Origin of the sequence: Paraburkholderia dipogonis (assembly GCF_046027395.1) — a bacterium.
GTDB lineage: Bacteria > Pseudomonadota > Gammaproteobacteria > Burkholderiales > Burkholderiaceae > Paraburkholderia > Paraburkholderia dipogonis_A.
In genome coordinates this window covers 95,346-120,252 of the sequence record NZ_JAQQEG010000005.1, presented here as the reverse complement: position 1 = coordinate 120,252, position 24,907 = coordinate 95,346, and the positions used below count along the sequence as shown (strand labels likewise).

21 protein-coding genes are annotated in these 24,907 nt (G+C 61.6%); 8 read left to right on the top strand and 13 right to left on the bottom strand.

The window, feature by feature from the left end:
• Positions 1–45: 45 nt before the first annotated feature.
• From PQR32_RS07270 to PQR32_RS07255, 4 genes are read left to right on the top strand one after another with little or no spacing between them, the layout of a single operon-like run.
• Positions 46–1,392 (top strand): extracellular solute-binding protein, encoded by a 1,347-nt coding sequence (locus tag PQR32_RS07270; protein ID WP_408223699.1) that lies wholly within the window; start codon positions 46–48, stop codon positions 1,390–1,392.
• Positions 1,392–2,183: an alpha/beta fold hydrolase gene (locus PQR32_RS07265; RefSeq protein WP_408223696.1), complete on the top strand. Its 792-nt coding sequence runs from the start codon at positions 1,392–1,394 to the stop codon at positions 2,181–2,183. The genes PQR32_RS07270 and PQR32_RS07265 overlap by 1 nt, the downstream gene beginning before the upstream one ends.
• A 22-nt stretch (positions 2,184–2,205) precedes the next feature.
• Positions 2,206–2,970, top strand: a complete 765-nt coding sequence (locus tag PQR32_RS07260) for an SDR family NAD(P)-dependent oxidoreductase (protein WP_408224027.1) — start codon at positions 2,206–2,208, stop codon at positions 2,968–2,970.
• Between the two features lie 45 nt (positions 2,971–3,015).
• The gene (locus PQR32_RS07255; protein WP_408223693.1) at positions 3,016–4,107 is read left to right on the top strand and encodes an ABC transporter ATP-binding protein; all 1,092 of its coding nucleotides are present in this window, start codon (positions 3,016–3,018) and stop codon (positions 4,105–4,107) included.
• Between the two features lie 62 nt (positions 4,108–4,169).
• Here the strand turns inward: PQR32_RS07255 and PQR32_RS07250 are convergent, their stop codons facing one another.
• The gene (locus tag PQR32_RS07250; RefSeq protein ID WP_408223690.1) at positions 4,170–5,069 is read right to left on the bottom strand and encodes a LysR family transcriptional regulator; all 900 of its coding nucleotides are present in this window, start codon (positions 5,067–5,069) and stop codon (positions 4,170–4,172) included.
• 265 nt (positions 5,070–5,334) lie between these two features.
• Here PQR32_RS07250 and PQR32_RS07245 point away from each other — a divergent pair, with 265 nt between their 5' ends.
• The 4 genes from PQR32_RS07245 to PQR32_RS07230 all read left to right on the top strand — a co-directional run bounded on the left by PQR32_RS07245 (position 5,335) and on the right by PQR32_RS07230 (position 9,712).
• A complete protein-coding gene (locus tag PQR32_RS07245) occupies positions 5,335–6,465 on the top strand; it encodes a porin (protein WP_494471415.1) in 1,131 nt (376 codons plus the stop codon).
• A 45-nt stretch (positions 6,466–6,510) separates the two neighbouring features.
• Positions 6,511–7,806: an MFS transporter gene (locus PQR32_RS07240; RefSeq protein WP_408223684.1), complete on the top strand. Its 1,296-nt coding sequence runs from the start codon at positions 6,511–6,513 to the stop codon at positions 7,804–7,806.
• Positions 7,807–7,953: 147 nt separating this feature from the next.
• Complete coding sequence (locus PQR32_RS07235) at positions 7,954–8,862, top strand: polysaccharide deacetylase family protein (protein ID WP_408223681.1); 909 nt, start codon at positions 7,954–7,956, stop codon at positions 8,860–8,862.
• Positions 8,846–9,712, top strand: coding sequence for an amidohydrolase family protein (locus PQR32_RS07230; protein WP_408223678.1), 867 nt, complete (start codon positions 8,846–8,848; stop codon positions 9,710–9,712). Before PQR32_RS07235 ends, PQR32_RS07230 begins: the two co-directional genes overlap by 17 nt.
• Before the next feature lie 24 nt (positions 9,713–9,736).
• Here the strand turns inward: PQR32_RS07230 and PQR32_RS07225 are convergent, their stop codons facing one another.
• From PQR32_RS07225 to PQR32_RS07170, 12 genes are all read right to left on the bottom strand, one after another.
• On the bottom strand, positions 9,737–10,135 hold the full coding sequence (locus PQR32_RS07225) for a RidA family protein (protein ID WP_408223675.1): 399 nt from the start codon (positions 10,133–10,135) through the stop codon (positions 9,737–9,739).
• Positions 10,136–10,245: 110 nt separating this feature from the next.
• On the bottom strand, positions 10,246–11,346 hold the full coding sequence (locus PQR32_RS07220) for an alanine racemase (protein WP_408223672.1): 1,101 nt from the start codon (positions 11,344–11,346) through the stop codon (positions 10,246–10,248).
• Positions 11,347–11,381: 35 nt separating this feature from the next.
• Positions 11,382–12,323, bottom strand: coding sequence for a glutamate cyclase domain-containing protein (locus PQR32_RS07215; protein ID WP_408223669.1), 942 nt, complete (start codon positions 12,321–12,323; stop codon positions 11,382–11,384).
• A gap of 47 nt (positions 12,324–12,370) precedes the next feature.
• Complete coding sequence (locus PQR32_RS07210; RefSeq protein ID WP_408223666.1) at positions 12,371–13,672, bottom strand: MFS transporter; 1,302 nt, start codon at positions 13,670–13,672, stop codon at positions 12,371–12,373.
• A gap of 353 nt (positions 13,673–14,025) precedes the next feature.
• Positions 14,026–15,498 (bottom strand): MDR family MFS transporter, encoded by a 1,473-nt coding sequence (locus PQR32_RS07205; RefSeq protein ID WP_408223663.1) that lies wholly within the window; start codon positions 15,496–15,498, stop codon positions 14,026–14,028.
• A gap of 39 nt (positions 15,499–15,537) precedes the next feature.
• The gene (gene oxlT, locus PQR32_RS07200) at positions 15,538–16,821 is read right to left on the bottom strand and encodes an oxalate/formate MFS antiporter (RefSeq protein WP_408223660.1); all 1,284 of its coding nucleotides are present in this window, start codon (positions 16,819–16,821) and stop codon (positions 15,538–15,540) included.
• A 136-nt stretch (positions 16,822–16,957) separates the two neighbouring features.
• A complete protein-coding gene (locus PQR32_RS07195) occupies positions 16,958–18,535 on the bottom strand; it encodes a gamma-glutamyltransferase family protein (protein WP_408223657.1) in 1,578 nt (525 codons plus the stop codon).
• Between the two features lie 135 nt (positions 18,536–18,670).
• Complete coding sequence (locus PQR32_RS07190; RefSeq protein WP_408223655.1) at positions 18,671–20,005, bottom strand: amidase; 1,335 nt, start codon at positions 20,003–20,005, stop codon at positions 18,671–18,673.
• Positions 20,002–20,982, bottom strand: a complete 981-nt coding sequence (locus PQR32_RS07185; RefSeq protein ID WP_408223652.1) for an ABC transporter substrate-binding protein — start codon at positions 20,980–20,982, stop codon at positions 20,002–20,004. The genes PQR32_RS07190 and PQR32_RS07185 overlap by 4 nt, the downstream gene beginning before the upstream one ends.
• Before the next feature lie 68 nt (positions 20,983–21,050).
• Positions 21,051–21,905: an ABC transporter permease gene (locus tag PQR32_RS07180; RefSeq protein ID WP_408223649.1), complete on the bottom strand. Its 855-nt coding sequence runs from the start codon at positions 21,903–21,905 to the stop codon at positions 21,051–21,053.
• Positions 21,902–22,678: an ABC transporter ATP-binding protein gene (locus PQR32_RS07175; protein WP_408223646.1), complete on the bottom strand. Its 777-nt coding sequence runs from the start codon at positions 22,676–22,678 to the stop codon at positions 21,902–21,904. Before PQR32_RS07175 ends, PQR32_RS07180 begins: the two co-directional genes overlap by 4 nt.
• A gap of 806 nt (positions 22,679–23,484) precedes the next feature.
• Positions 23,485–24,816, bottom strand: coding sequence for an MFS transporter (locus PQR32_RS07170; RefSeq protein ID WP_408223643.1), 1,332 nt, complete (start codon positions 24,814–24,816; stop codon positions 23,485–23,487).
• Between the last annotated feature and the right edge of the window lie 91 nt (positions 24,817–24,907).

Below are 24,907 nucleotides of genomic sequence, written 5' to 3'. Positions count from 1 at the left end.
TGGCAATCCATTCAATGCAATCTCATGGCCTCAAGGAGGACCACCATGTCGTCCAGTGAAGATTCCTATCATGCGTTGTCCCGCCGCCGGTTTCTGACGATGTCCGCGCTCGCTGGCACGGGCGCGGCGCTCGGCGGCCTCGGGCTGATGTCCCCGGCGCGCGCCGCCGATGTCTCGGTGCGATTCGCGGGCTGGGCCTTTGAGCCGCAGGTGGTCGAACAGCGCCTGCGGCAGTTCATGGCCGAGAATCCGGACATCAAGGTGAACTACTCGCCGCTCGACATGCAGTTGTACAGCGAGAAGATGATCGCCCTGTTCAATGCCGGCTCCCAGCCGGATACGTTCTACGTACGCGACACGGATCTGGGCGCATGGGTCGACGCGGGCTGGCTGCAGCCGATCGATGGCTTGCCGAAGCTCGACGAATTGAATCGCGACATCTTTCCTTTCGACCGTCAGGCGCTCTTCTACAAGGGCAAACAATACGGCACGCCCTACTATGGCGATATCTACGTCTATATCTACGATCGCGCCGCGCTCGACAAGGCGGGCGTCAAAGCGGCGCCGGTCACGCTCGATCAGCTCAAGAACGCGGCCCTGGAGGTCAAGAAAGCAGGCCTCGCCCAGTACCCGATCCTGAAGGGCTATAAAACGAACGTGGACGGGCTGAGCGAATTCTGGTCCATGGTGCTCGCATCCGGCGGCCATCTGTTCAATCCCGCGATGGACCCGGTGTTTCCCAATGAAGACAAGACCGCGCTGACGGTGCTGCAATGGATGGTCGATGCAATGCATAGCTGGCAGATCCTCGACCCGCGTGGCCTCGAACTCGACGACACCCAGGTGCGCGACGCCTTCCTGAGTGGCCAGGGCATTTTCACGTCCAATGTCGGAAACGTTTTTCCTCGCTCCAACAATCCGCAATACAGCAAGCGCGCCGGCAACATCCGCATGACGCGTTTTCCAGGCGTGAAGGATGTCGGCAAAGGACCGATGGGATGGGCGCGCCTGTATGGCATGAGCTCGCAGACCAAAGCGCGCGACGCGGCCTGGCGTCTGATGTATTTCCTTGGCGGCAAGGACGCCAGGGGTCAGTTCTCATCCGCCCAGACGTGGTATCTCAAGTACGGCGTCGGGTATCCGTTCAAGCCGCTCGACAGTGATCCGCAGATCGCGGCCTCGCAGAAACAGCTGGGCTACGAGCCGGCGATCATCCAGCAGCAAATGTCGAATGCCCGCACGCGCGAAAACATCGCCACGACCTGGTACACCGAATGGGACCGCTTTACGCAGCAGCAGATTCAGGCTGTGTTGATGCGGCAGATCACGCCGATCGCGGCATTGACCGCGTCGGCGCAAAAAGCGCAACAACTGAAGAAGGAGGCGAGTTAATGACCAATTTCACGCTTGAGCGCGACGGCGCCAGTCCCACTGCGGTTCTCCTGCACGGGTTCTGTCAGTCGTCGGCCTACTGGGAGCCGACTGCAGACCGGCTCGCCGCCGCCGGCATCGCCTGCCTCGCGCCCGATCTGCCGGGCTTCGGCGCGTCGGCGGGGGAACGCGGTCCGTACTCGATGGCCGCGCTGGCGGACTCAGTCGCGCGTTTGCTCGATGCACGCGGCCTGTCGCGCATCACGTTGATCGGCGGATCGATGGGAGGCGTCGTCGCGCAGCAGTTCGTCTTGCGCTACCCGGAGCGCGTCGCGCGTCTGCTGCTCGTCGCGACCGGCGCGATGGCCGCAGACCCCGCCGCGGCGCTAGCGAAGGCCGACGCAATGGCGGCCGCACCCTGGGACGAAGCCGCGGTCGAGCCGATCGTGAACGGGTTCTTTCTGCGCCCGCCATCGGCTCCTGATTTGGCGAGGTTCCGCAGCATCGCGCTGAGCGCGGCCCAAGCCGCCGCCGTCGATGCGGCACGTTCCAATGCATTGAATAACACGCTCGACCAACTCGCCTCCATCCGGGTTCCGACGCTGATCATCCAGGGTCGGCACGACCGCGCGCGCACGCCCGAGCATGGAGCAGAGATGCGCGCAAGGATTGCGGGCGCCGCGTTGGCCGTCATCGAGGACGCAGGCCACACGCCGCAACTCGAGCAGCCGGACGCATTTCATGACGTTGCGCTGCCTTTCCTGCTCGCCGCGCGCGTCGATCAGCCGGTCGCTGGCCGGACCTTAGCCTGAACCACGGAGAACGTAGATGATTCTGAATGAAATCGCGGACAAGGTCTGCCTGGTGACCGGTGCGAGTCGCGGGATTGGCGCGGCGGTGGCACGCGGCCTCGGCGCCCGTGGTGCGAAAGTGATGGTTCATTACCGCAGCGGGCGCGCGCAAGCCGAGGCCGTGGCCGCCGACATCGAGCAGCATGGCGGCATTGCCCGCCTCGTTGAGGGCGACATCGCGCTACACGGTACCGCCGAGCGGCTGATTCGGGAAACGGTCGAGATCTTCGGGCGGCTGGACGTGTTGATCAACAATGCCGGCGACCAGATCTCGCGCGTCGGCATTGCAGAGTTTCCCGACGAACTCTTCGAGCGTCATATGTCGATCAACGTGCGGCCTGTGTTCGCCGCATGCCGCGCGGCCGTGCGCCAGTTTCGCAGTCAGGAAAGCGGCGGCAACATCATCAACGTCAGTTCCGTCGCGGCACGCACTGGCGGCGGCGCGGGCTCCGCGGTCTATGCCGGCGCGAAGGCCTTCATGTCGACATTTTCGCGATCGATCGCAAAGGAACTCGCGCCCGAAGGCATCAGGGTGAATGTCGTCTCGCCCGGGGTGATCAAGACCGATTTGCAGGATCGCGTCACCTCGCCCGAACAACTGAAGGCCACCACCACGCAGATCCCGATGGCGCGCATCGGTGATCCGGAGGACTGCGTCGGAACCTTCCTTTACCTGTGCTCGGATCAGTTGAGCGGCTATGTGACCGGTCAGGTCGTCGAGGTCAATGGCGGTCTGCTGATGCCTTGAGGCGAGCGTCCCGCCATTCAACTATCCATTCCCGGAGTCACCGCTTTGGCAAACCTCAGCATCCACAACGTTAAAAAGTCCTACGGCTCTCACTCCGTCATTCAAGATATCAGCGTGGATATCCCGGATGGAGAATTCGCGGTGCTCGTGGGTCCTTCCGGCTGCGGCAAGTCGACATTGCTGCGAATGATCGCGGGCCTCGAGGACATCACGTCGGGACAGATCCGCGTGGCGGGGCAGGTCATGAACGACGTGTCGCCCAAGAACCGCGACATGGCGATGGTGTTTCAGAACTACGCGCTTTACCCGCACATGACGGTTGGGCAGAACATGGGATTCTCGCTGAAGATCAGCAACGTGCCGAAGGCTGAAATCGAGCAGCGCGTCGGCCGTGCCGCTGAGATTCTCGCCCTCGGTCCGCTCCTCGAACGCTATCCTCGCCAACTCTCGGGCGGGCAACGCCAGCGCGTCGCGATGGGGCGGGCGATCGTGCGCGATCCGCAAGTCTTCCTGTTCGACGAGCCGCTGTCGAACCTCGATGCCAAACTGCGCGTTGCCATGCGCACCGAGATCAAGCAGCTTCATCAACGCTTGCGGACGACGACCGTCTACGTCACTCACGACCAGGTCGAGGCGATGACGCTGGCCGACAGGATCGTGGTGATGCGCGACGGTGTCGTCGAACAGGTGGGTGCGCCGCTCGAAGTCTACGATCAGCCGCGCAACGTGTTTGTGGCAGGGTTCATCGGCTCGCCGGCCATGAATTTCTTGCGGGGCGCGCTTGTCGATGGCGACAAGGAAACCGTGTTCCGTTCTGATAGTAGTGGCTTGACGGTTCGCCTCGGCCGCCAACTCACGGCGGACCGTTCAAGACCGGTGATCCTCGGAATTCGTCCCGAGCATTTCGTCACCACAGAGGATGGCACGCCGACCGAAGTCGTGGTCGTCGAGACGACCGGCTCGGCCACTCAGGTCAATGTCCGTTACGGCAGCGACGAGATCATCTGCGAGTTTCGCGAACGCGTTCTCGCGCGACCGGGAGAGCGCCTGTGCATCGCTCCGCTACCGCACGCCATACACCTGTTCGACGCGGAAACCGGCCGACGTCTTCCAGAGTTCGACCGCTCCCTGTCCTGATGAACACGCCGTACGCCGGTCTCGCGCTGTACGGCGCGCAATAATCCACCCGCGCTCGCCGACTACCCCGGAATAAGCACGCGACTGCGCGTGAGCACCTCTTTGGCCAGCTCCACGATGGTATCCGCGCCGCTAAGACACTCTTCCTGATAGGCGACAAAGAACCCTTGCTGAGTGATTGGCCGTTCAGTGTTCAACACGTGAATCACCCCGGAATCGATCTCCGCGCGCATTATCGCGGGCGACAACACGGCTGCCGCATGTCCGGCCGCGACGAGCCGCGACATCATCGACAGGGAATTGCATGAGCTGATGTTGTCCGGATTGCAGCCTGCGCTGCGAAACCAGTTCATCACCAGCGAATGGTTCGATGACGGTTGCGAGACGGTGATGATCGGCACCGACGCAAGATCGTGAGGCGCGATGTTGTTGTTGGGCACGAGTTGCGGCGATGCCACCCAGTGCAGATCGGTGTAGCCGATGGCGGTCTCGACCACGTGGGGCGCATCGGTGGAATCATTCAGTATCGCTATGTCAAGTTCGTGCGCACCCAGCTTGCGTCCGAGCGCGACGCCCACATCGATCGTGAGTTCGATCTTCATGTGCGGATAGCGCGTCTTGAGTTGCGTCAATAGATCCGCAAGCCCGGCGTGGGCGATGGACTCGATCGCGCCGAGCCGCAGAAGCCCGTACATGGGGTCGGTACGCTTCGCGATCTGTTCGAGTTTCTCGGCGAGCTTCAGCACCTGTTCCGCATTGGCGAGCGCATCGCGGCCTGCGAGCGTGAGTTCGGAGCGCGTCCGGCTGCGCGTGAAGAGCTGCACGCCGAGATGTTCTTCGAACTCCTGGATACGCGCCGAAATGGTCGGCTGCGTGAGATGTTGATGACGCGCCGCCGCATGAAACCCTCCTAACCGCGCCACCCAGTAAAAGGTTTCAATTTGCTGAAGAGTAATACGCATGATCGAAGGTTTCTATCAGATGGTCTCGCTAACTTTGATTATCTCCCGGAAAAATTGCATTCGTATACTCGGTGCACTCTTTGGTTGCCTCTCTATTGACACCGAAGCGTGGTGCGTCGTTGGTCACTTTGCAGCAAGACAGTCCGCAGGCTCCGATTGCCCCGCGCGCAATCTAACATTCCCCGGTCTCGAGATACGAAGTGGTGCGCGGTTTATCACAAGATCGGCATATGAATCCTCTGACGATGAATTGGGAATCCTTATGATAAGGAAGTCACTGCTCGCTCTCGCACTCTCGAACGCGTTCGCTATTCCAGCGTTTGCGCAAAGCAGCGTCACGTTGTACGGGATGATCGATGAGGGCCTGACCTACGTCAGCAACTCCGCCGGCCATAGTCAATGGGCCCTGCAAAGCGGCGTCGAGGGCGGCAGCAGATGGGGTTTGAAAGGCAGCGAGGATCTCGGCGGCGGCACGAATGCGATCTTCCAGCTGGAAAACGGTTTCAACGTTTCCACGGGCACGCTCGGGCAGGGTGGTCTGGAATTCGGCCGTCAAGCCTACGTCGGCCTGACGAACCAACGCTGGGGTACGCTGACATTCGGCCGCCAGTATGACCCGATTGTCGACATGATCGGGCAGACCACTTCCAATGGGCAATGGGGTGGCCTGTTCTCGCACCCGAGCGATATCGACAACACGGACAATGCCTTTCGCGTAAACAACTCGGTCAAGTATGTCACGCCGACCTGGGCAGGCCTGACGGCCGAAGCGATGTACGCCTTCGGCGGTGTCGCCGGCGACTTCCGCCAGAAGAGCACGATCGCCGCCGGCGCGAACTATCGCAATGGTCCGCTGTACCTTGGCGCCGCATACTTTTACGCCACCAGCCCCGCGCAACAGTTTACGGATGGTGGTTTCAAGCCGAACGCCATACCGGGCGTGTCGAACGGCGAAGGCGCATTCGGCTATGTCGGCAATCCGGGCAACATGCAGAACATCGGCGTGGGCGGCGCATACACGATCGGGCCGGCGCGCGTCACCCTGGCGTACACCAACACCAGGTTCGAGGACGCGAGCGGCGTGGCAGGTAACACGGTCACCTTCAGCAACTATGAGATATGGGGGCAATACCACGTGACGCCGGCGACGACGCTGGGCGCCGGCTATACCTTCACGGAAGGCAAGGTGGACTTCAACGACGCGAGACCCAAGTACAACCAGGTCAACCTGCTGGCGGACTACGCCCTCTCCAAACGCACCGACGTCTACCTGAACGCGGCATATCAGAAGGCTGCTGGCGGAGCAAACGCGGATATCTATCAGGGTTTCCCGGGATCGGAATCGAGCACGACGACGCAATGGGTCGCGCGTGCGGCCCTGCGCGTGAGATTTTGACAGCGCGGCTCGAGCGGTAACCACTACTGAAGCGGGGAAGTGAACATGAACACGAGAATGGCAGCGCTGGCGCAGGGCCGTAAATCATCGGTTCGATGGAGGATCTTCTGGTTCCTGCTCGTCCTGATCACGATCAACTACGTGGACCGCGCTTCGCTGTCGGTCGCGATGCCCCTGATCTCGAAGGAGTTCTCGCTCTCGCCGATGGTGCAAGGCTTGATTCTGAGTTCGTTCTTCTGGTCGTATACGGTCATGCAGATTCCGGCGGGCCTGCTGGTCGACCGCTTCAAGCCGCGCATCGTGATCACGGTGGCGACGCTCGTCTGGGGAGGCTTCCAGGCCGGCGCGGGATTCTGCACGAATGCCGTTTCATTGCTGCTAATGCGCCTCGGTCTCGGGTTCGCCGAGGCGTCGATCGCACCCGCCGGCGGTAAGCTCAATGCGCTCTGGTTGACGCGCAACGAACGCACAAGGGGCGCGTCGCTGATGGACGGCGGCGCGCCGCTAGGCGCCGCGGTGGGATCGCTGCTGATCTCGGCGTTGATCGCGCTATTGGGCTCGTGGCGCCTCGCGTTTCTGGTTGCGGGTGTCGCCACGACGCTGGCCGGCGCCCTGGCCTGGGTCTATATCCGCAATCACCCGCGCGAGCATCCGGCGGTCAACGAAGACGAAGCGTCGTTCATCGAGCGTTCGCACGAGGAAGAACTGGAGCGCGAGCCGGCCAACGCATCCGGACGTGCAATCGACTTTCTGAAGTACCGCTCCTTTCTGTTCATGTTCTTCGGCTTCATGTGTTGCAACACGTTGTTCAACGGATTGCTCACGTGGATGCCGAGCTATCTGATCAAGGAGCACGGCCTCGATATCCGTCAAATGGGTGGGTCGAGCTTCATCATTTACTTTTCCGGCTTCGCCGGCGAACTCGTCGGCGCGTGGCTTGCCGATAAGTGGCTGGCGGCGGGCGGCAGGCCGAACACGGTGTTGCGTACGATTTTCGGCGCGGCTGGCGTGATTGCCACTGTCTCGGTGTTTTCAGTAGCTTACTTGTCCAGCGCGACGCTGGTCGTCGTGCTGCTCTCATGCACGGTTTTCTTTTTGCGCTGGGGCAACCTGTACTGGTGCATTCCACCTTTGCTTGCCACGCGCAACAAGGTCGGCACATTAGGTGGCTTTCTGAACCTGGGAGCGGCGATCGGCGGCATTGGCGCGCCGATTCTGGTCGGCGGGATTGTCCAGACGACCGGTTCGTATTTTCTCGCCATGATGTTTTTTGCGGCGACCGGCGTCGGCTTGCTGCTTTGCTCGCTCGGCATCGATTACGAGAAGAAGTTGCCTGTATGAGGCCCGCGCTACCCGAAGCGGATCTGGACATGGTGGCGGGCACCGCATCCGCCCGACCACCACCCGCTGCGGGTGACTTGCCACTTGATTCGCATGACCTGAGCGCTTTCCGGTCTTCAATTAACAACCGTCAGTAAGGACGCTTTGATGAACCCAGATGACTCGTATAGCCAGCCTTGGCAATGGCCTGAATCCCATTGGCGAAAGTTGGTCGACCAGGTACGCGCGGGACGTGCGCTTCGCCCCAATGGCTGGCCTGCGGGAGCGCGTTGCGCGGTAGCGCTCTCATTCGATTGCGACCACGAAACCAGTGAATTGCGCGAGGGCGGAAAGTCGATCGGCCGGCTCAGTTGGGGGCAGTACGGTAGCCGGGCGGGCATGCCGCGCATTCTCGACGTGCTGCGCAAATATGCCGTGCCGGCCTCGTTCTTCGTACCCGCGGTCACGGCGCTTTTGCATCCGGAAGAGGCGCGCAGCATCATCGGCGACGGCCACGAAATCGGCCTGCACGGCTGGATTCATGAACTGAACTCGGTGCTCCCGCACGAGGCGGAACGCGATCTGTTGCTACGCTCGGCGGACACGCTCGAGACCATCACCGGGCAGCGTCCGGTAGGCATGCGTACGCCGTCATGGGATTTCAGCCCGCATACGCTTTCCATCGCGCGCGAGATGGGGTTGCGCTACGATTCGTCGCTGATGGCCGACGTCGACTGCTATGAGTTGCTCGAGGCCGGCGTGCCGAGCGGTCTCGTCGAACTGCCCGTCGAGTGGATTCGCGACGACGGCGCATATCTGATCATGAATCGCTTCGAGGCGGTGCGGCCTTACACGTCGCCGGCCGACGTCTACGATATCTTTCGCCGCGAGTTCGATGCGGCCTATGCGGAGGGTGGCGTCTTCCAGTTGACGATGCATCCGCACGTCACCGGTTACCGGTCGAGAATATGGATTCTGGAAGAAATCATCCGGCATGCGCAGTCGTTGCCGGGAGTGTGGTTCGCGACACATCGCGATGTCGCCGAATGGGCACTTGAACATGCACAACCGACCTGAATCCAGTGTGCGATCCGGCGCTGCCGGGCAGCCGCGCTTTCCGGTTCCACCGAAGGCGACCGATACTCATCACCACATCTACGATGCGCGCTATCCAGTCGATCCGTCCGCGCAATTGCAGCCGCCCGACGCGACGGTCGCCGACTATCGCGCGCTGCAGCGGCGGCTGGGTGTCGAGCGACATGTCGTCGTTCAACCGTCGACGTATGGAACCGACAACCGTTGCCTGCTCGATGCCCTGTCGCAGTTCGGACAGACCGCGCGCGGTATCGCGACTGTGCCCGTCACCGTGACGGATGGTGAGCTGGCCGGTCTTCACGATGCGGGCGTACGCGGGCTGCGCTTTAACCTCGAGTACCTGGTCGGCGTCACAGTATCGATGATGGCGCCGCTCTCGAAGCGGATCGAACCGCTCGGCTGGCACATTCAGGTCAATGCCACTGCCGCGCAGCTACTCGCGCATCGGCAGTTGCTTGCGAGTCTGTCGTCGCCGCTCGTGATTGATCATATGGGGCAGATCCCGCAACCGGACGCCGCGGAGCATGCCGCGTTCCGGATGGTCGAGGCGCTGCTGGCCAACGGCCGTACCTGGGTCAAATTGAGCGGACCCTATCTCGTGTCGCAAAGCGGAGCGCCGGTCTACGCCGATGCCGGCGGGGTCGCGCTCAGGTTTACCCAACTTGCCGCGGACAGGATGCTGTGGGGATCGGACTGGCCTCATCCGACGCAAGCGGCCGACAACAAGCCGGACGCTGCCCATTTGCTGGATGACCTGGCGCTGTGGATACCCGATGAATCGACGCGGTATCGAATCCTCGTTGAGAATCCCGCGAGGCTTTACGGCTTTTAGCGTGCGTGCGCCGCGCCGCCTGGTTCAGCGCTTGCCGATGTAGGCAACTACGTCGATCTCTACGAGCACGCCTTGCAGACCGGCTTCCACGGTCGTTCGCGCCGGCTTGTGCTGGGCAAACCAGTTCGCGTAGAGCGCGTTGAAGCGGCTGAAGAGCGTCAAGTCGGTCAGATAGACCGTGACCTTGACGACATCCTCCAGCCTCGCGCCGGCGGCCGCCAGCACCCGCTCGACATTGGCAAGCGTTGCACGGGTCTGCTCTTCGATCGAGTCGCCGATCAGTTTCCGGTCGGCGTCGCGCGGCGTTTGGCCGGACAGGAAGACGAAGTCGCCGGCGATCATCGCGGAAGAATAGTGCCCGCCTGGTTTGAAGTCAGTTGGATTGACGCTACGCAATGCGCGGGACGTGCCGCTGTCGTTCATGTTTTTCCCTTCGCCGTGATCTGGTGTTTTGCCGACTTGCCGTATGACGTGCGTGGCTGCGTCGCGTCGCGTCGCTTCAATCGACGCCTGTCCGTTGCGGGCCTCAAGGCCTATCGACGGTTCCCGAGTTGCTCACGCACTTCCCACGACCCTTCCGCGGTGAGCACCATTGCGCTGGGGTAGAGATAAGCAGTCGTGCAAGCGTGGCGCGGCAATAGCATCACCCGGTCGCCGACTGCCAGATCGGTGTTTTCGACCACGACGTGCTCTTCGCTCATCATGACGATCCTGCCGTCCCAGCGAAAGCGCTCGGCCAGCGGCTTGTCCGGCGAGATAGCCTTCGAGCCCGCATCGAGCGTGGCGGTCGTGCTATTGCGTGAAATCACCGTGGCCAGCACATAGGCGCTCGGCGTCCAGCCGAGCGCAGACAACTCCAGGTCGTGTTGAGCGCTCGAATAGGCCCAACTGCCGGGGGACACGAAATCGGCGAGTGTGCGCGGCCACAGATCGAACGTATAGCTGCCCCCGGCGATGAGCCTTCTCGACAATCCTTCTGCCTCGGCGGCGCGCGTCAGCGCCGCCACTTTCTCCACGATGGCGGCCACCCGCGTGCGGCGTGTGGCATGGTCGAGATCATGGATGTGGCCGTCGTAGGCATGCCATCCTCCAAAGCGGCCGATCGTGGCCAGCTCGCGGGCCAGTTGCAGCGTCGCCGTTGCTATTGGCGCTCCAGTTCTGCCCATGCCGGCATCCAGATCGATAAGCAGCGAGAGATTGGGCAGCTGCGCACCATTCGTCGCGAGTCGCCACGCGGCTACGCCTGCCGCCGAGTCGACGAGCGCCTCGACCCGTGCGTCCGGATGAACGTGCGCCAGCGCGAGCACGGTACGGATATGAGCAGCGTTCACAGTCGGATACGCCCAGACGACGTGTTTCGCGCCGGCCCCGAGCGCCATCGCCACTTCGGCTACGGTAGCGGTCTTGAATGCGGTTACGCCCTCGCGAACCAGTCTCTTGACGACCCACCCTGCGCGATGCGTCTTCACATGCGGCATGAGGCGTTCCACCCCTCCACACGCACGGGCGGTCGCATACAGGTTATCGACGATGCCGCGCTCGGATACGATGAAACACGGTGTCTGCAATTCTTCTGGCAAGCTGGCGGCCCATGACGGCGCACGTCTGAGAGCGGTACTCGAAAGGTCGGACATGGTTGGTGCGTTAAGAGAGAAAAAGGGCGTTGCGCTCACGAGCGCGACGGCGCTGCGAGATATCCGTCAACGTGAGCTCTGAGCTGACTCAGCACTTGTGCATGCTGTTCCCACGACAGCCGGTCGACGCTCATCTTCGGCGTAGCAGGGCGGTCGATACGGCTATCGTCAACCGCCTGACCGATGTCGACGGCCGCGGCGAGATACGCCCGGTCGCGCTCCGGCGTGAAATCGGTGAGTAGCCGCGCCGCCGCATCTCGCGGCGCGACCATCGCCATCGCGGATACCAGTCCCCAGCCGCCCCAGTTCGAGACGCTGGAAACGATCAGGTAGTCGGCGGGAATGGCTGCGCTGATCAACGGGCCGTTGGGAATGTCGTCGTGGACGATTTCTTCGGGCAGCACGCCCATGCCGATTTCATTGCCGCCGTCGCCGATGCCGATCGTGACCCACGGACGCGGCCACTCGGGATCCTCGAACAGGAGATGCAGCGGAGCGGTATCGTCGGACATGTCCGCGCCGTACTCGCGGTGCGGCTTGCCGTCGCTCGCGGGCGACACCCGCTCGATCGCGATCATATGCGTGATCGGACGTTCAGCCTCGCTTAGCCGGACTCTCAGCGACTTGACCGATGCGGCGCTTACCGAGGTGATCTCGAAGGCCACGTCTTTCGGCAATTCCGTTGTAACAGCCCAGACCGCCTTGCAGCATGGCGCATCCGAGATTACCGTCACCGGTATGCCGAGGTTCGAAAGTGCGGCGGCCAGGTGGGCCATGCCGCCCAGTCCGTCCGTCTCCGGCGAGGGCGGGACGGCATTGCGTATGAAGAAGCCAGTCACGATACCGACGTGGGCGTTCGGCGTGCTCATGATCGAGCGCGCGGCTGCTTCCAGTTGACCTTCAACGAACCGTTTCATGCGGCCAATGTCGCGCCGGACGGTTTGGCCAATGATGTCTTCGACTTTTGCTATTCCCATTTTCCAATCTCAGTAGCAACGTTGTTCATGCGAGGCGCGGCGATGGCTTAGACCGGAATCTTCGTTTCATAATCGATTCCGATCGAACAGAGCAGCAGGCCGACGCCCATTGCGGCGAAACACATCAGCGCGAGGAAATAGGAGCCCGTGAATTGAACGATCGCGCCGATCGCGATGGGGATCACCATGCCGCCGATATTCCCGCCGAAGTTGAGCAGACCGCCGAGCATGCCCACCTTGTTGCGCGAGGCGAGCATCGCGGGGATCGACCAGTACAGACCACCCCAGCGCAAAAAGAAGAGCGTGATGGACAGCAGGATCACGACCATCGTGGGGCTCGTCGCGTGTGCCACTGAAAACACCGCAATCGTGGCAACCACGCCGGCGATACCGAAGATCGTACGCATGACGCGGTTCGGCGCGGCACCGCTCGCGAGCCACTTGTCGGCGACGTAGGCACCGGAGAGTTCGCCGATGAAGCCGCAGAAGAAGATCACGAAGCTGGCGCCGCCCATCTGTTGAATGTTGAAGCCCTGCACTTTCTGCAGATAGGTGGGCATCCATGTCAACAGGCCGTAGTAAAGCGTCGTGCAACACATGAAGCCGACGAACATCAGCAACACTGAGCGATACCTGAAGAAATCGAGCGAGTTGCCTGACAGGTTTTTCGCTTCCTTTTCATCCTCCTTGCGCCGGGCCTGTTCGATATGTTCCGCTTCGGCTTCGTTGACCCCGGCGTGATCGCGCGGTTGATTCCTGATGTAGTACCACGCGCCGATGCCGCATAGAACCGTGCCGACGCCGGCGATCGCGAACGCTGTGCGCCATGAGTGCGCCACTACGATCAGCCAGGTGATCAGTACTGATCCGAGCGCTGCACCGAGCGGCGAGCCGCCGTCCATCAGCGAGGCGCCGCGGACCCGCTCATGCTGCGTGAGCCACATCGCATTGAGCGCACCGCCCGCCGAGGCCACGGGCGCTTCTGCCACACCGAGTCCGAGCCTCGTCGCGAGCAAGGACATCGCATTGGTCGTCAACGCGCCAAGACCCTGGAAGGCACCCCAGAGCAAAGTGCACAGCGCGGGCACCAGCCGCGGCTTGAAGCGGTCGACTGCCATGCCGCCCGGAATCTGCATCAGCGTGTACGACCAGAAGAACGAACTCATGATGAGGCCTTGCATGACCGGCGTCAGCGTGAACTCGCTGGCGATCATCGGCATCGCGACGGACAGGGATGCACGATCGATGTAGTTGACCGTGACGAGCAGCAACATGATGAGAAAAATCTTCCAGCGAACCGATGTCTTCGGCTGGGCGTACGCCATGACCGCTGCGGGTGCTCTGCTCATGCCTGTTTCTCCTGACTCGCTGTTTGAATGTCACGTACATGCGCGGCGCGTTGCGCATCGGGGAGGTATGAACCGGTCATCTGCCACGCCGCAGGCACCCGTTCCATGCTAGTTGAAAGTGAGTATAGGTGCGACGATCTGAGGGGAGATAATCGAAAGTGACCCGCGCAATCGATAGAAATCGCTGATCATGCGTGCACCGCCTCGTGCAGGTTTATCTATCTGCGCGCCATCGCGCGTGACAGGCTCCGCGTTCAGGAGCTCGTCGAAACGATGGCGAAGCGTGGCCTGCTCCAACATATGACGATCAGGCGCTGGGTCAAAGGCGACTCGGCAAGGAGCAGGCCGGCGCATCAATGGGTTGTGGGTTCGCTCCTTCGCACGAGATTGATAGTGGGTACAAGCATCAGGGAGACGACCGCGCCGATCGATATCATCAGGACGGAAGAGAAGGTGAGATGGAGGGACTGGTGGAGCGCAACTCTCGCCGCAGAGTTGACGATAGCGTCGCCTGGTGCCGAGTCAAGAAGCTGTCGCAACTGATCGGAGGTAACCTCTGCGGTGCCGGTCGAATGAGTCAGCCCATAATTCAGAACCGCACCAAACACGGTTGCACCAAGCGTACTGCCGAGGTTGCGGGAGAACAGGTTGGACGCCGTCGCGCTACCGCGTTCCGACGGCTTGACGATTTCCTGGATCAAGATAAGTGAGCTCACGCTAACTATTCCCATTCCAAAGCCCATAATCAACGACCCGATTCCTGCAAACAGCGGTGTGCTCTGTGGGGTCAATGCTGCGAAGACCACTGCGCCAATCGGCAAGAACACGCTGCCGCCGATGAGGGTGCGCCGCAGTCCGATCCGGTGGAAGGAGCGTGCTGCAATGGTAGCGCCCGTTGGCCAACCGACCATTATCATGGTCAAGGCGAGGCCCGCCGCCACCGGGGACCTGCCCAGGACGCCCTGTACATACATGGGAAGGAAGCTGGTCAGCCCCATTAGCGCCATTCCCGAAAGGACCGTGGCGGCATTACACGCCGCGATTGGCCGATACCCCCACAAGGAAAACGAAATCATGGGGTCGGCGGCCCGTTGCTCCTGGAGAATGAAGAGTGCGCCGCATATCACGAACAGAGCAAACTCGAGGATGGTTCGAGTACTGACGGACGTCCCGGCATTCGTCAGCGCCACCATGAGAGCGCCGATGCATGCAGCGAAAAGCGTTGCACCGAGGATATCGATCGAAGGGCGTTCGCGCCTTTCCTGTTCGTGTAGAAAGACGATGAAGCCGGCGGCGGAGGCAAGGCCAATTGGGATATTGATCCAGAAGATCCAGGCCCACGAAAGGTCGCGAATGAGCATGCCACCCGCCATCGGCCCGATGACCGCAGCGATCGCCCAGACACTGGCGAGATAGCCCTGGATTTTCCCTCGTTCACGTGCTGGATACAGGTCGCCCACGATAGTGAGCGCGACAGGCTGGATCGCACCAGCGCCGACACCTTGAATCAGTCGAAACGCAATCATTGCAGGCATGGACCGGGCAAAGCCCGCGAGCACCGATCCCACCAGAAAGATGACGATGCCAATGAGCATGATGGGCTTACGACCGTACAGGTCAGCGAGCTTGCCGAATACGACGGTCATTGCCGTCTGCGTGAGCAGAAACGACGAGAAGACCCAGCTATAAAGATGCAGGCCGCCCAATTGAGTCACGATCTGCGGCATCGCTGTAGACACAATGGTCGCTTCGATAGCGACCATTGCCATTGACGCCATGACCGATGCAATAACGAGCGGTCGCACTGTTTTCAGTTGTGGTGACATGCTATTTTGTAGAAGGGGCGCTGCCCGCGATCAGACTTGTTATCCACCCACTCCGACAAAACGCGCGCGCGCCGGCTTCAACACGAACATTGCAAGGACGGCAGTACTCAGATCGAGCACAATCGCGCATCCGAACACTGGCGCCCAGCTGCCGGTGTGCTGATGCAGCAACGCGGCCAGCGGGCCGCCGAAGATCGAGCCAATCCCGAACGAGATGTAAAGCCAGCCGTAATTCGTGGTGGCATAACGGGTGCCAAACGTGTCGGTCAGGGTCGAAGGGAACAGCGAAAAAATTTCACCCCAGCCGAAGAACACCACGCCGGACAGCAGCACGAACAGGACCGCGTTATCGCGCGTCAGCAGCCAGAGCGCCATCGCCACACCTTCCAGCGCGAACGCGAAACACATCGTGTTTTCGCGCCCCAGGCGGTCCGATATCCAGCCGAACAGCGGACGGGTCAGACCGTTCGTGAAGCGGTCGATCGTCAGTGCCAGCGGCAATGCGGCGAGCCCGAAGACCAGTACCTTGCTGACGCCGAAGTCGGCGGCGAAGCTTGCCATCTGCGAGGTGACCATGAGGCCCGAAGTAGACATCATCGTCATCATCACGAACATCAGCCAGAACAGCGGTGTCCTGAGCATTTCGGACGGGCGGAAGTCGCGCGTCGAGACCGTCGTCCGGGATACTGCCGAGCCGATACTGTCGGCCGCGGGCGGTACTCGCAGGCCCTGCGAGGCGAGCAGGCCGACCGCTGCGAAGATGATGCCGTACAGCCACAGCGTGGATTCGACACCGTGCGTTGCCAGCGATGCCGAGATCGGAAAGGTGGTGACAATGGCGCCCATGCCGTAGCCTGCGGCCGCTACACCGGCGGCGAAACCGCGTCGATCGGGAAACCAGCGAACCACGAATCCCACCACGCCGACATACACGATGCCGGTACCGAGACCGCCGACGCAGCCATACGTGAGGTACAGCATCGCCGTACTGTGCGCATACGAAGCAAGCACCCAGCTCACGCCTGCCAGCACCGTACCGATCGAGATCAGCCTGCGCGGCCCGAAACGATCAATCAGCGCGCCCTGGAACGGTGAAAAGAATGCCTGCAGCAGCACCAGCAGTGAGAATGTGACTTGCAGTTCCGGCAGGGCGATGCCGAGCTTGGCCATGAGCGGCTTCGTCATCAGAGTCCATACATATTGCGGACTCGAAATCGTCATCATGCAAACAAGGCCGAGTCCGAGCTGGATCCAGCGGGTATGCGCGGCTGTTTGCGCGGCGGGCGGGGCGGCGCCTTTCAATGATTGCGTGGGGGTATTCAACGTGTTTCTCCGTTTGGGATTGATCTATCGACAGATGAACAGACGTGCGCCGTCCCTGCCGTCGGCGCGAACGCTCGCGGGTCGTCGATTCAGAAGGGTGCGGGCGGAGTGGCCGCCCGCTGTCTGGCAGGCGCGCTTACCAGCCAGCCGCGGCGCCGTCGCTGCGCGGGTCGAAGCCTGCTTCCAGACATCCGTTGCCGTGCCGGACAATCGCGCCCGCGTGGCCCATTGCTTCGTCGTACGGCCGCATCTGCTCGACGTCATGGCCGAGACGACGCAGCGCATTGAATGTCTCGACCGGAAACCGCGCCTCCAGCTTGAGCGATTCATTGGTTTGCCCCCAGGTCCGACCCAGCAGCCAGCGAGGCGCATCGATAGCGGCTTGCGGATTCCAGCCGAAGTGCGCGATCCGCGAAAAGACGGCGCTTTGCGATTGCGGCTGGCCGTCGCCGCCCATGTTTCCGTACACCATCGTGCGTCCATCGGCGAAGCGCGCGAGCGCCGGGTTCAACGTGTGAAATGGCCGCCGCCCAGGCGTAAGTGGATTGCGCGCAGAAGGATCGAGCGAGAAGCTACAACCGCGGTTTTGCCAGTTGATACCCGAATCTGCGAGCACGAGGCCGCTGCCGAACTCGTGATAGATGCTCTGGATGAAGCTGACGGCCACGCCATCGGCGTCGATCACGCCGAGCCACACTGTGTCGGCCGGTCCGAGGCCGCGACCCCACGGTGCTGCCGTGGACATCGAAATCCGTTCGGCCATCGCGTCGAGCACATGAGGCGCAAGCAGCGCCTGTGGATCGATGTCCATGTAATCCGGGTCGGTGATGTGCTTGTCGCGTATGGCGAACGCGAGCTTGGTTGCCTCCACGCACGCGTGGACGTACTCGGGCCCGAGCGGATCCATATCGTCGCGCAAGACACGGTCAAGCACGCCGAGAATCTGCAACGATACAAGCCCCTGGGTGGGCGGCGGCATGTTGTAGATCGTGCCGAGAGAATGCGTGAGCGCCAGTGGCGTGCGCAGCCTTGCGCGATGCTGTTCAAGGTCCGCGAGCGACAGAGGACTTTCGAGGGCGCGCAGATCGGCCGCGATGCTGCGTGCGAGATCGCCACGGTAGAAGTCGTCGAGACCCGCGTGGGCGAGACGCTCGAGCGTCGCGGCTAGGCGCGGCTGCACGAAGCGCTCGCCGACAGCCGGTACGCCCAGCGGGTTGTCGCTCGTCAGAAACGTCTCGGCGAACCCCGCGACTGATTTGAGTTCCTGCCGCTTGAGCGCGACGCATTCGGACTGACTCCGCGTGACAGGAATACCGCCTCCCGCGTAGGCGATTGCGTCTTCCAGCAAGCGCGCGACCGGCAGCTTGCCGCCGAGTGTGTCACTGGACCAGCGATGCGCCAACGACCAGCCCGACACCGTTCCGGCCACCGTGTTCGCCGCCAGCGGGCCGCGAAACGGGATGGATTGCAGGCCGCGTGCGCGGTAGGCGTCGATCGTCGCCGCCGATGCCGCCGCTCCACACGCCTCGATGCCGACGGGCTCTTCGCCCGGCCGCGAAATCAACCAGAAGCCATCGCCGCCGATACTGTTCATATGCGGGTACACCGCTGCAATGGTCGCCGCGGCGGCAATCATCGCCTCGACGGCATTGCCTCCGTCGCGCAGGATCGCGAGCGCGCTTTGCGATGCCAGCGCATGGGGTGTGACCGCCATCCCACGGATGCCGCGTACGGGATTTAAAAATTCTGCTCTCATGTTTCCTCAAAAATCAATCGATCATCGCTACCCGCTCAGCCGCTACGGGTTTGCATGATCACGTCATACTTGCTGCACACAACGAAGCTGGCATCAGCGAGAAGCAACTGCGATGTTCCAGCCGGTTCTACCTTCCACCCACTCGGCAAGCGATAGCAAAGCGGCATCGTGCTGACTTGCACCGACCAGTTGCACGCCGAGCGGCAGTCCGTCCGGACCGAAGCCAACCGGTAACGTCACCGCCGGCACGCCGAGGAAGGTCCAGGGCGTGCAGAACGCCGCATCGCCCGTATAGTCGAGCCCACGGGGCGCCTCGCCTGATGCCGGCGCCACCAGCAGCGCGTCCAGTCCCGCCGCTTCAGTGAGCCAGCGGTCGAAGCGAAGCGCCATCTTTATCTGCAATGCCTTGGCTTTCGCATACTCGGTCGCGGGCAAAGCCCGGCCTTCTTCGACCAGAGCCGTGATCGGCGCGCTGACAAGAACTGGCGAACGGTCTACCAGTTCGCCGTGTGTCAATGCGGCTTCAACTGCGAGCAGGATCGAAGCATGCCGTGCAGCGTCGGCCAATTCGGCAGGCAAGTCGGCAGCGACGATTTCCGCGCCATCGGCGCGCAAACGCAGGGCAAGTTGATTCAGCACATGCTGCTGCGCCTTGTCGATCGGTCCACCGATCTGCTCGCGCAACACGCCGATGCGTGGCGGCCGCTGTGCCGTATCGCCAGGGACTTTCCCAGGGCGACTGCTATGCGACGCGTGTGGATCGTCCGCGTCGCTGCCTGCCAGAATGGATAGCGCATGAACTGCGTCGGCGACATTGGTGGTGAAAACGCCAAGGTGATCGAGCGACCCTGACAACGGCAACACGCCGGTCCGCGCAATCGTGCCGTAACTCGGCTTTACCCCGACCACGCCGCAATACGCGGCGGGACGGATGACGGAGCCGAACGTCTGCGTGCCGAGCGCCAGCGGCACGATGCCTGCCGCGACGGCGGCAGCGGAACCGCTCGACGAGCCGCCAGGCGTGTGATCGCTATTCCACGGGTTGGTCGTGGCGCCAGGCTGACGCCAGGCGAACTCGGTGGTGACCGTTTTGCCGAGTATCGTCGCGCCGGCTTCGCGCAAACGGGCGACCACCCATGCGTCCTTGTCGGGCCTGCGCCCTTCGTAGGCCGGCGATCCAAACGCGGTGGGCATATCGGCCGTATCGATCAGGTCCTTTATGCCGACTGGGACGCCCGCGAGCGGCGCGTCGCGATCGGCACGATTGACGATCGGCGACGTCGGCAGATGGATGAACGCTTGCAACTCCGGTTGCAGCCGTTGCGCGGCATCGAACGCCTGTTGCACGGTCTGCTCGACGGTGCGGGTTCCCGTGCTGATCGCGTCACGGATTTCGCGGATGCTGGGGGAGGGGGAAGAATGGTTCATTTCGCGGCGAGTGCTTGATGAATGAAGTTCTGCACGATGAAGGTGCTGTATTTCGGCTGCTGCTTCAGGTTGCCGAGCGCGATTTGCGTATCCATTGCAACCGTCAGCGATTTCGGGGTGATGTCGACATTCCTCGGATACACGCCTTCGTCCAGCATGCGTTTTACCGCGGCGTTCACGATCTCTGGATCAAGGCTTGGAAATTCCCTGCGGGCGATCGCCGACGTTTCCGTGGGATTGTTCTGCATGAATACGAGCGCCTGCTGCATACCCTTCACGAACCGTGCAGCCACGTCGGGGTCCACGCTTCTTTTCGCCGAGATCGAGGAGAATGCGTATTCGCCGTACAACTTCGGAAAGCCGAGCACCACTTTCATGCCTTTGGCAACGGCCTGGTCAAGGCCGGGCTCATACATCACCGCAACCTTGGACTGGCCAGCGACCAGTGGGCCGATCTCGGAGCCAAGCGGTACCTGGGATAGTTTTACGTCGGCGGGCGACATGCCGTTCTCTTTTAGCAACTTGAAGAACAGCGACGTGCTGGTGGTCGGCATCTGACCCGACACGACCGTCTGGCCCTTCACATCCTTGATGCCGGTGAATTTGCTGTCCGGTGTAGCGGCGATCCATACCGCCGCACCGTTCACGACGTTGGCGATCACATCGACATCCGCGCCTTTTTCGGCGGCGACCGCGGTCCATTCGGGACCATGCAAGGAGAAATCCGCACTGCCCGACAACACGGCTGACAACGCCGCGCTCGGGCTGCCTGCGGTCTGCTTTGTCACCTCTAACCCTTCCTTGGTGAAGAAGCCGCCGTCGATGGCAACGTAGAGTGGCAGATACAGCATCGACTGGAAAGCCTGAGAAATAACCGCTTTTTTGTCGGCGGCCAATGCGGGCGTTGCGATGCTGACGGCCGAAACTGCGACTGCTGTTGTCAGAGCAGCCAGCATCTTTCTTGCAATGATTGCCATTTTCAGGTCCGGAGAAAGGTTAGATTGAAGGGCGGAAAGGAAGCAATTCGACCTGTGTGGCGACGGCATCAAACCCGTAGCGTTGGTGCATTCGACACCTGTCGCCACGGCAACAGCTTGCGTTCGATCAGGTCGATCAGGAAATACAACACGAAGCCAATCGCCATCAGTACGAAGAGGCCGGCCCACACGGTGTTCAGATCGTAAAGACTTGAAGCGGTGAAGATCATGTGGCCAAGCCCTTTCTCCGACGAAATGAATTCACCCACCACGGCGCCCACCAGACCAAAGCCGATGTTGATACGGAAAGTCGAGATTACGTAAGGCAGCGTGAACGGAATCACGACTTTCAGGAACACGTCGTTCTTGTTCGCGCCAAGCGTGACGAGGAGTGCCTGAAGATCAGGATCGGCCTCTTTCGCTGCCTCGTAGGCGGCTATCAGCGCGACAATCGCCGTCAGCGAAATCGCCAGCGCAACTTTCGAAACGAGCCCGGTGCCGAACCAGAGAATCACAATCGGGGCGAAAGCGATCTTCGGAACACTGTTGATCGCGACGATAAACGGCTCGATCAGTCGCGCGACGAATGGCGAATACCACAATGCGAGGCCGCAGACCGAGCCGACCGCCGTGCCGAACAGAAAGCCGAGCATGGCTTCGAACAAGGTGTAGCCGATATCGACGAAAAGGTCGCCCGATTCAGCGGAGCGAGCTAAAGCGTCGTAGATTTTTGTCGGCGAGCCGACCAGGAAGTTCGATACCCAGCCGAGCCGCGCAGCGCCTTCCCATATCGCAAAGAATGCAATCACCGCGACGAGTTGCAGCACCGTGCGCCCCCATCCGGTATTCAGCACAGGGCCCGAGCGCGTCTGGCTGCGCGGCGCGGAGATTTTCGCGTCATTGATGGATGCGGAACGGTTCATGCGGCCTTTACCTCGGTCTGGATATCGAGTTCCGCGCACAGCGCGTGAAAGTAGCCGGAGAAGTTCGGGTCGCTGCGCGCACCGATTGGCGAACGCGCGCCGATCTCGATGTCATAGACTTTCTTGACTTGCGAAGGTCGGCCGCCGAGCACCACGACACGCTTCGACAACGCGACTGCTTCGTCGATGTCGTGCGTGACCAGAACGACTGTCTTGTGGAACGTCTCGACCGCTTCCATCAGCACGCCTTCAAGATACAGCCGGGTCTGATAGTCGAGCGCTGAAAACGGCTCATCGAGCAGGATGATGTCGGGATCGTTGATCAAGGTGCGGATCAGCGCGACACGCTGGCGCATGCCGCCGGACAGCATGCGGGGATAGGCGTTTTCGAAACCCGCGAGGCCGTAGGTGTTCAGGTATTCCATGGCCGTCTCGCGTGCTTGCGCAACCGGCATGCGGGACAACTCGGGCCCGATCAGGACGTTCTGCAATACGGTGCGCCACGGCAACAAGAGGTCTCGCTGCATCATGTAACCAACTTTGCCGCGCAAGCCGGTGACTGCTTGACCTCGATAGACGATCTCGCCGCTGTCGGGTTCGAGGAGGCCGGCGATCACGTTGAACACGGTCGTCTTCCCGCAACCCGACGGGCCGATGATGCTGACGAAGTCCCGTTCATTGATGTCGAACGACAGCCCACCCAGCACATCGACCGAGCCCTGCTTACTGGAAAACGATTTTCGAATGTTTCGCAACGCTAGTTGTACTGGCATGCTGGTCCTCGTGCTGAACTTGAATCACTTCGCGCTTCGCTCACGTGTCCGCTACGCGCAGCGTCGGTACAGGGTTGGTTGACGCTTGTGAAGCGCCTGTCCTGGGGGGCACTCAATTGCCGGCTTCGTCGCTAGCCGGTGCAATCTAGGTGCAAATTGCAACAATTGAAATATCCACATTGATTCAGTTTGCACGAAACGTGCCATCGAGAGAAAACCCATACGCAAGGGAGAATCGGGGACTTGCAGGTGGAGATGAGCACGCCGCAATGTTCGGGAAGTGTGCAGATACGCGCAAGGAAGGTGCATGAGGCACGGCAAGATTGGTGGCGCACCGTCTCTGGGCGAAACGCAAACGTTCGGCGGCGAAAGGCCGCTGCAAGACGTTCAGGATTGGAAATCGTTGCGAAAACTGCCTTCAGAATCGAAGTGCCGTACCAACGGTTGCATCAGAACGTTTAACTTGGGGCTTGGGCCGCGCTGGATACAGCGTCTTGCCAGTTCAATCCAGGCGCCGTTTTGGCGAGGGCATGCGGTATGCAGTGTCGCTTCGGCCGCTGCATAAATGCAGCGGCGTCGGGGGGGCAGCCGAAAAACACGGCTTCCCACCGACGCCAGCGAGTGCTTTCCGGGTAGCGGCGCTTCTGTCCGATGATTTGTCGCAAGGGCCGTTAGGCTCACCCGTGTCAGGAGCGTTCGACGCGTTAGCGGTTATAGGCAACCGTTTCTGCGTCGTTATCGCCCTGGCCAGGTTTTGTATTGATCCTATTTGCCGAAAAGTCGGGCGCGTGCTTCGCGCGACAGAATCAAGAGACTGTGGGTGTAACAGACGACTCCGTTTGTCGACGGCCGAACATCCAGGAAATGACTGCCGACACGATCAGCGTGCCGCTAACGAAGTAGAGTCCGAGCGAGTAGTCGCCGCTGATTTCGCGTAACTTGCCGATGACCATTGGGCCGATCGTGCCGCCTATCAGACTGCCCATCGCGTTGATCAATGCGATGCCCGCAGCTGCAGCCGAACCGGAGAGGAACTGCGTGGGCATGCTCCACAGCGGCGGCTTCGCGGCGTTGATGCCAAAATTCGCGACCGACAGTCCGACGATCAGGAGCAGTGCGGACGGTGCATATCCGGCAAGCAGCATCCCTGCGCCTGCGGCCAGACATGCGATCGACACGTGCAATCTGCGTTCGCCGGTGCGGTCGGAGTTTTTCGCCCAGAGCACCATACCGACGACAGCGACGACATTGGGAATTGCGTTGACGAGTCCCAGTTCGAAATAGCTGAAGCCGAAGTGGCTGATGATCATCGGCGCCCAAATGCCAATCGCGTACAGGCCAGTCGACGTGCCCGCATAAACGAGGGCGAGGGCGAGCACTCGCGGATCCTTCGTGGCCGCCCATACGCTGGATGCCGCGCCGGTCGCCTTGGCGGCGCGCTCCCGGTCCATCTCGAGCGTGAGCCACTCACGCTCGTCGGTATCGAGCCAGCGCGCATCTTCAGGCTTGTCGGTCAGGAAGAAGAACGCGATCACGCCGAGCGCGACAGTCGGTGCCGCTTCGAGAATGAAGAGCCACTGCCAGCCATGAATCTGTGCGATGCCGTCCATGCCCATGATGGCGCCGGAGATCGGCGAGCCGATCATGTTCGATAACGGCGCGGCGGTCATGAAAATCGCCGTCACGAGCGCTCGATGCCGGGCCGGGAACCAATAGCTCAGGTACAGGATGATGCCGGGGAAGAATCCGGCCTCCGCCAGCCCTAGCAGGAAGCGCAGCACATAGAAGCTATATGGACCGCTGACACTCGCGGTCCCAGCGGAGAGGCCCCCCCACACGACCATGAGCAACGCGATCCACCGCCGCGCGCCGACGCGCTGAAGCGCAAGATTCGACGGCATGCCGAACACGATGTAGCCGACGAAGAAGATTCCCGCGCCGAAGCCGAACATCGCTGGTGTGAGCCCGATGTCGTGATTCATCGTCAGGCCGGCGAAGCCGACGTTGACGCGGTTCAGGAAGCTCACGAAGTACAGCGCGATGATGAACGGCACGATGCGCCATGTGATCTTCTTGACGGTGCGCGTCTCTAGCGCGTGCGCGTCCGGAACGGTGGCGCGTTTGGATGGCTGGGGCATGGTCGTCTCCTGCCGGCGCGTTCCACGCGCCGGTCTCGTTATCAGGTTGAAATTCGCGTCGCTCGATGCCGACACGCACGCATGGAGAGCG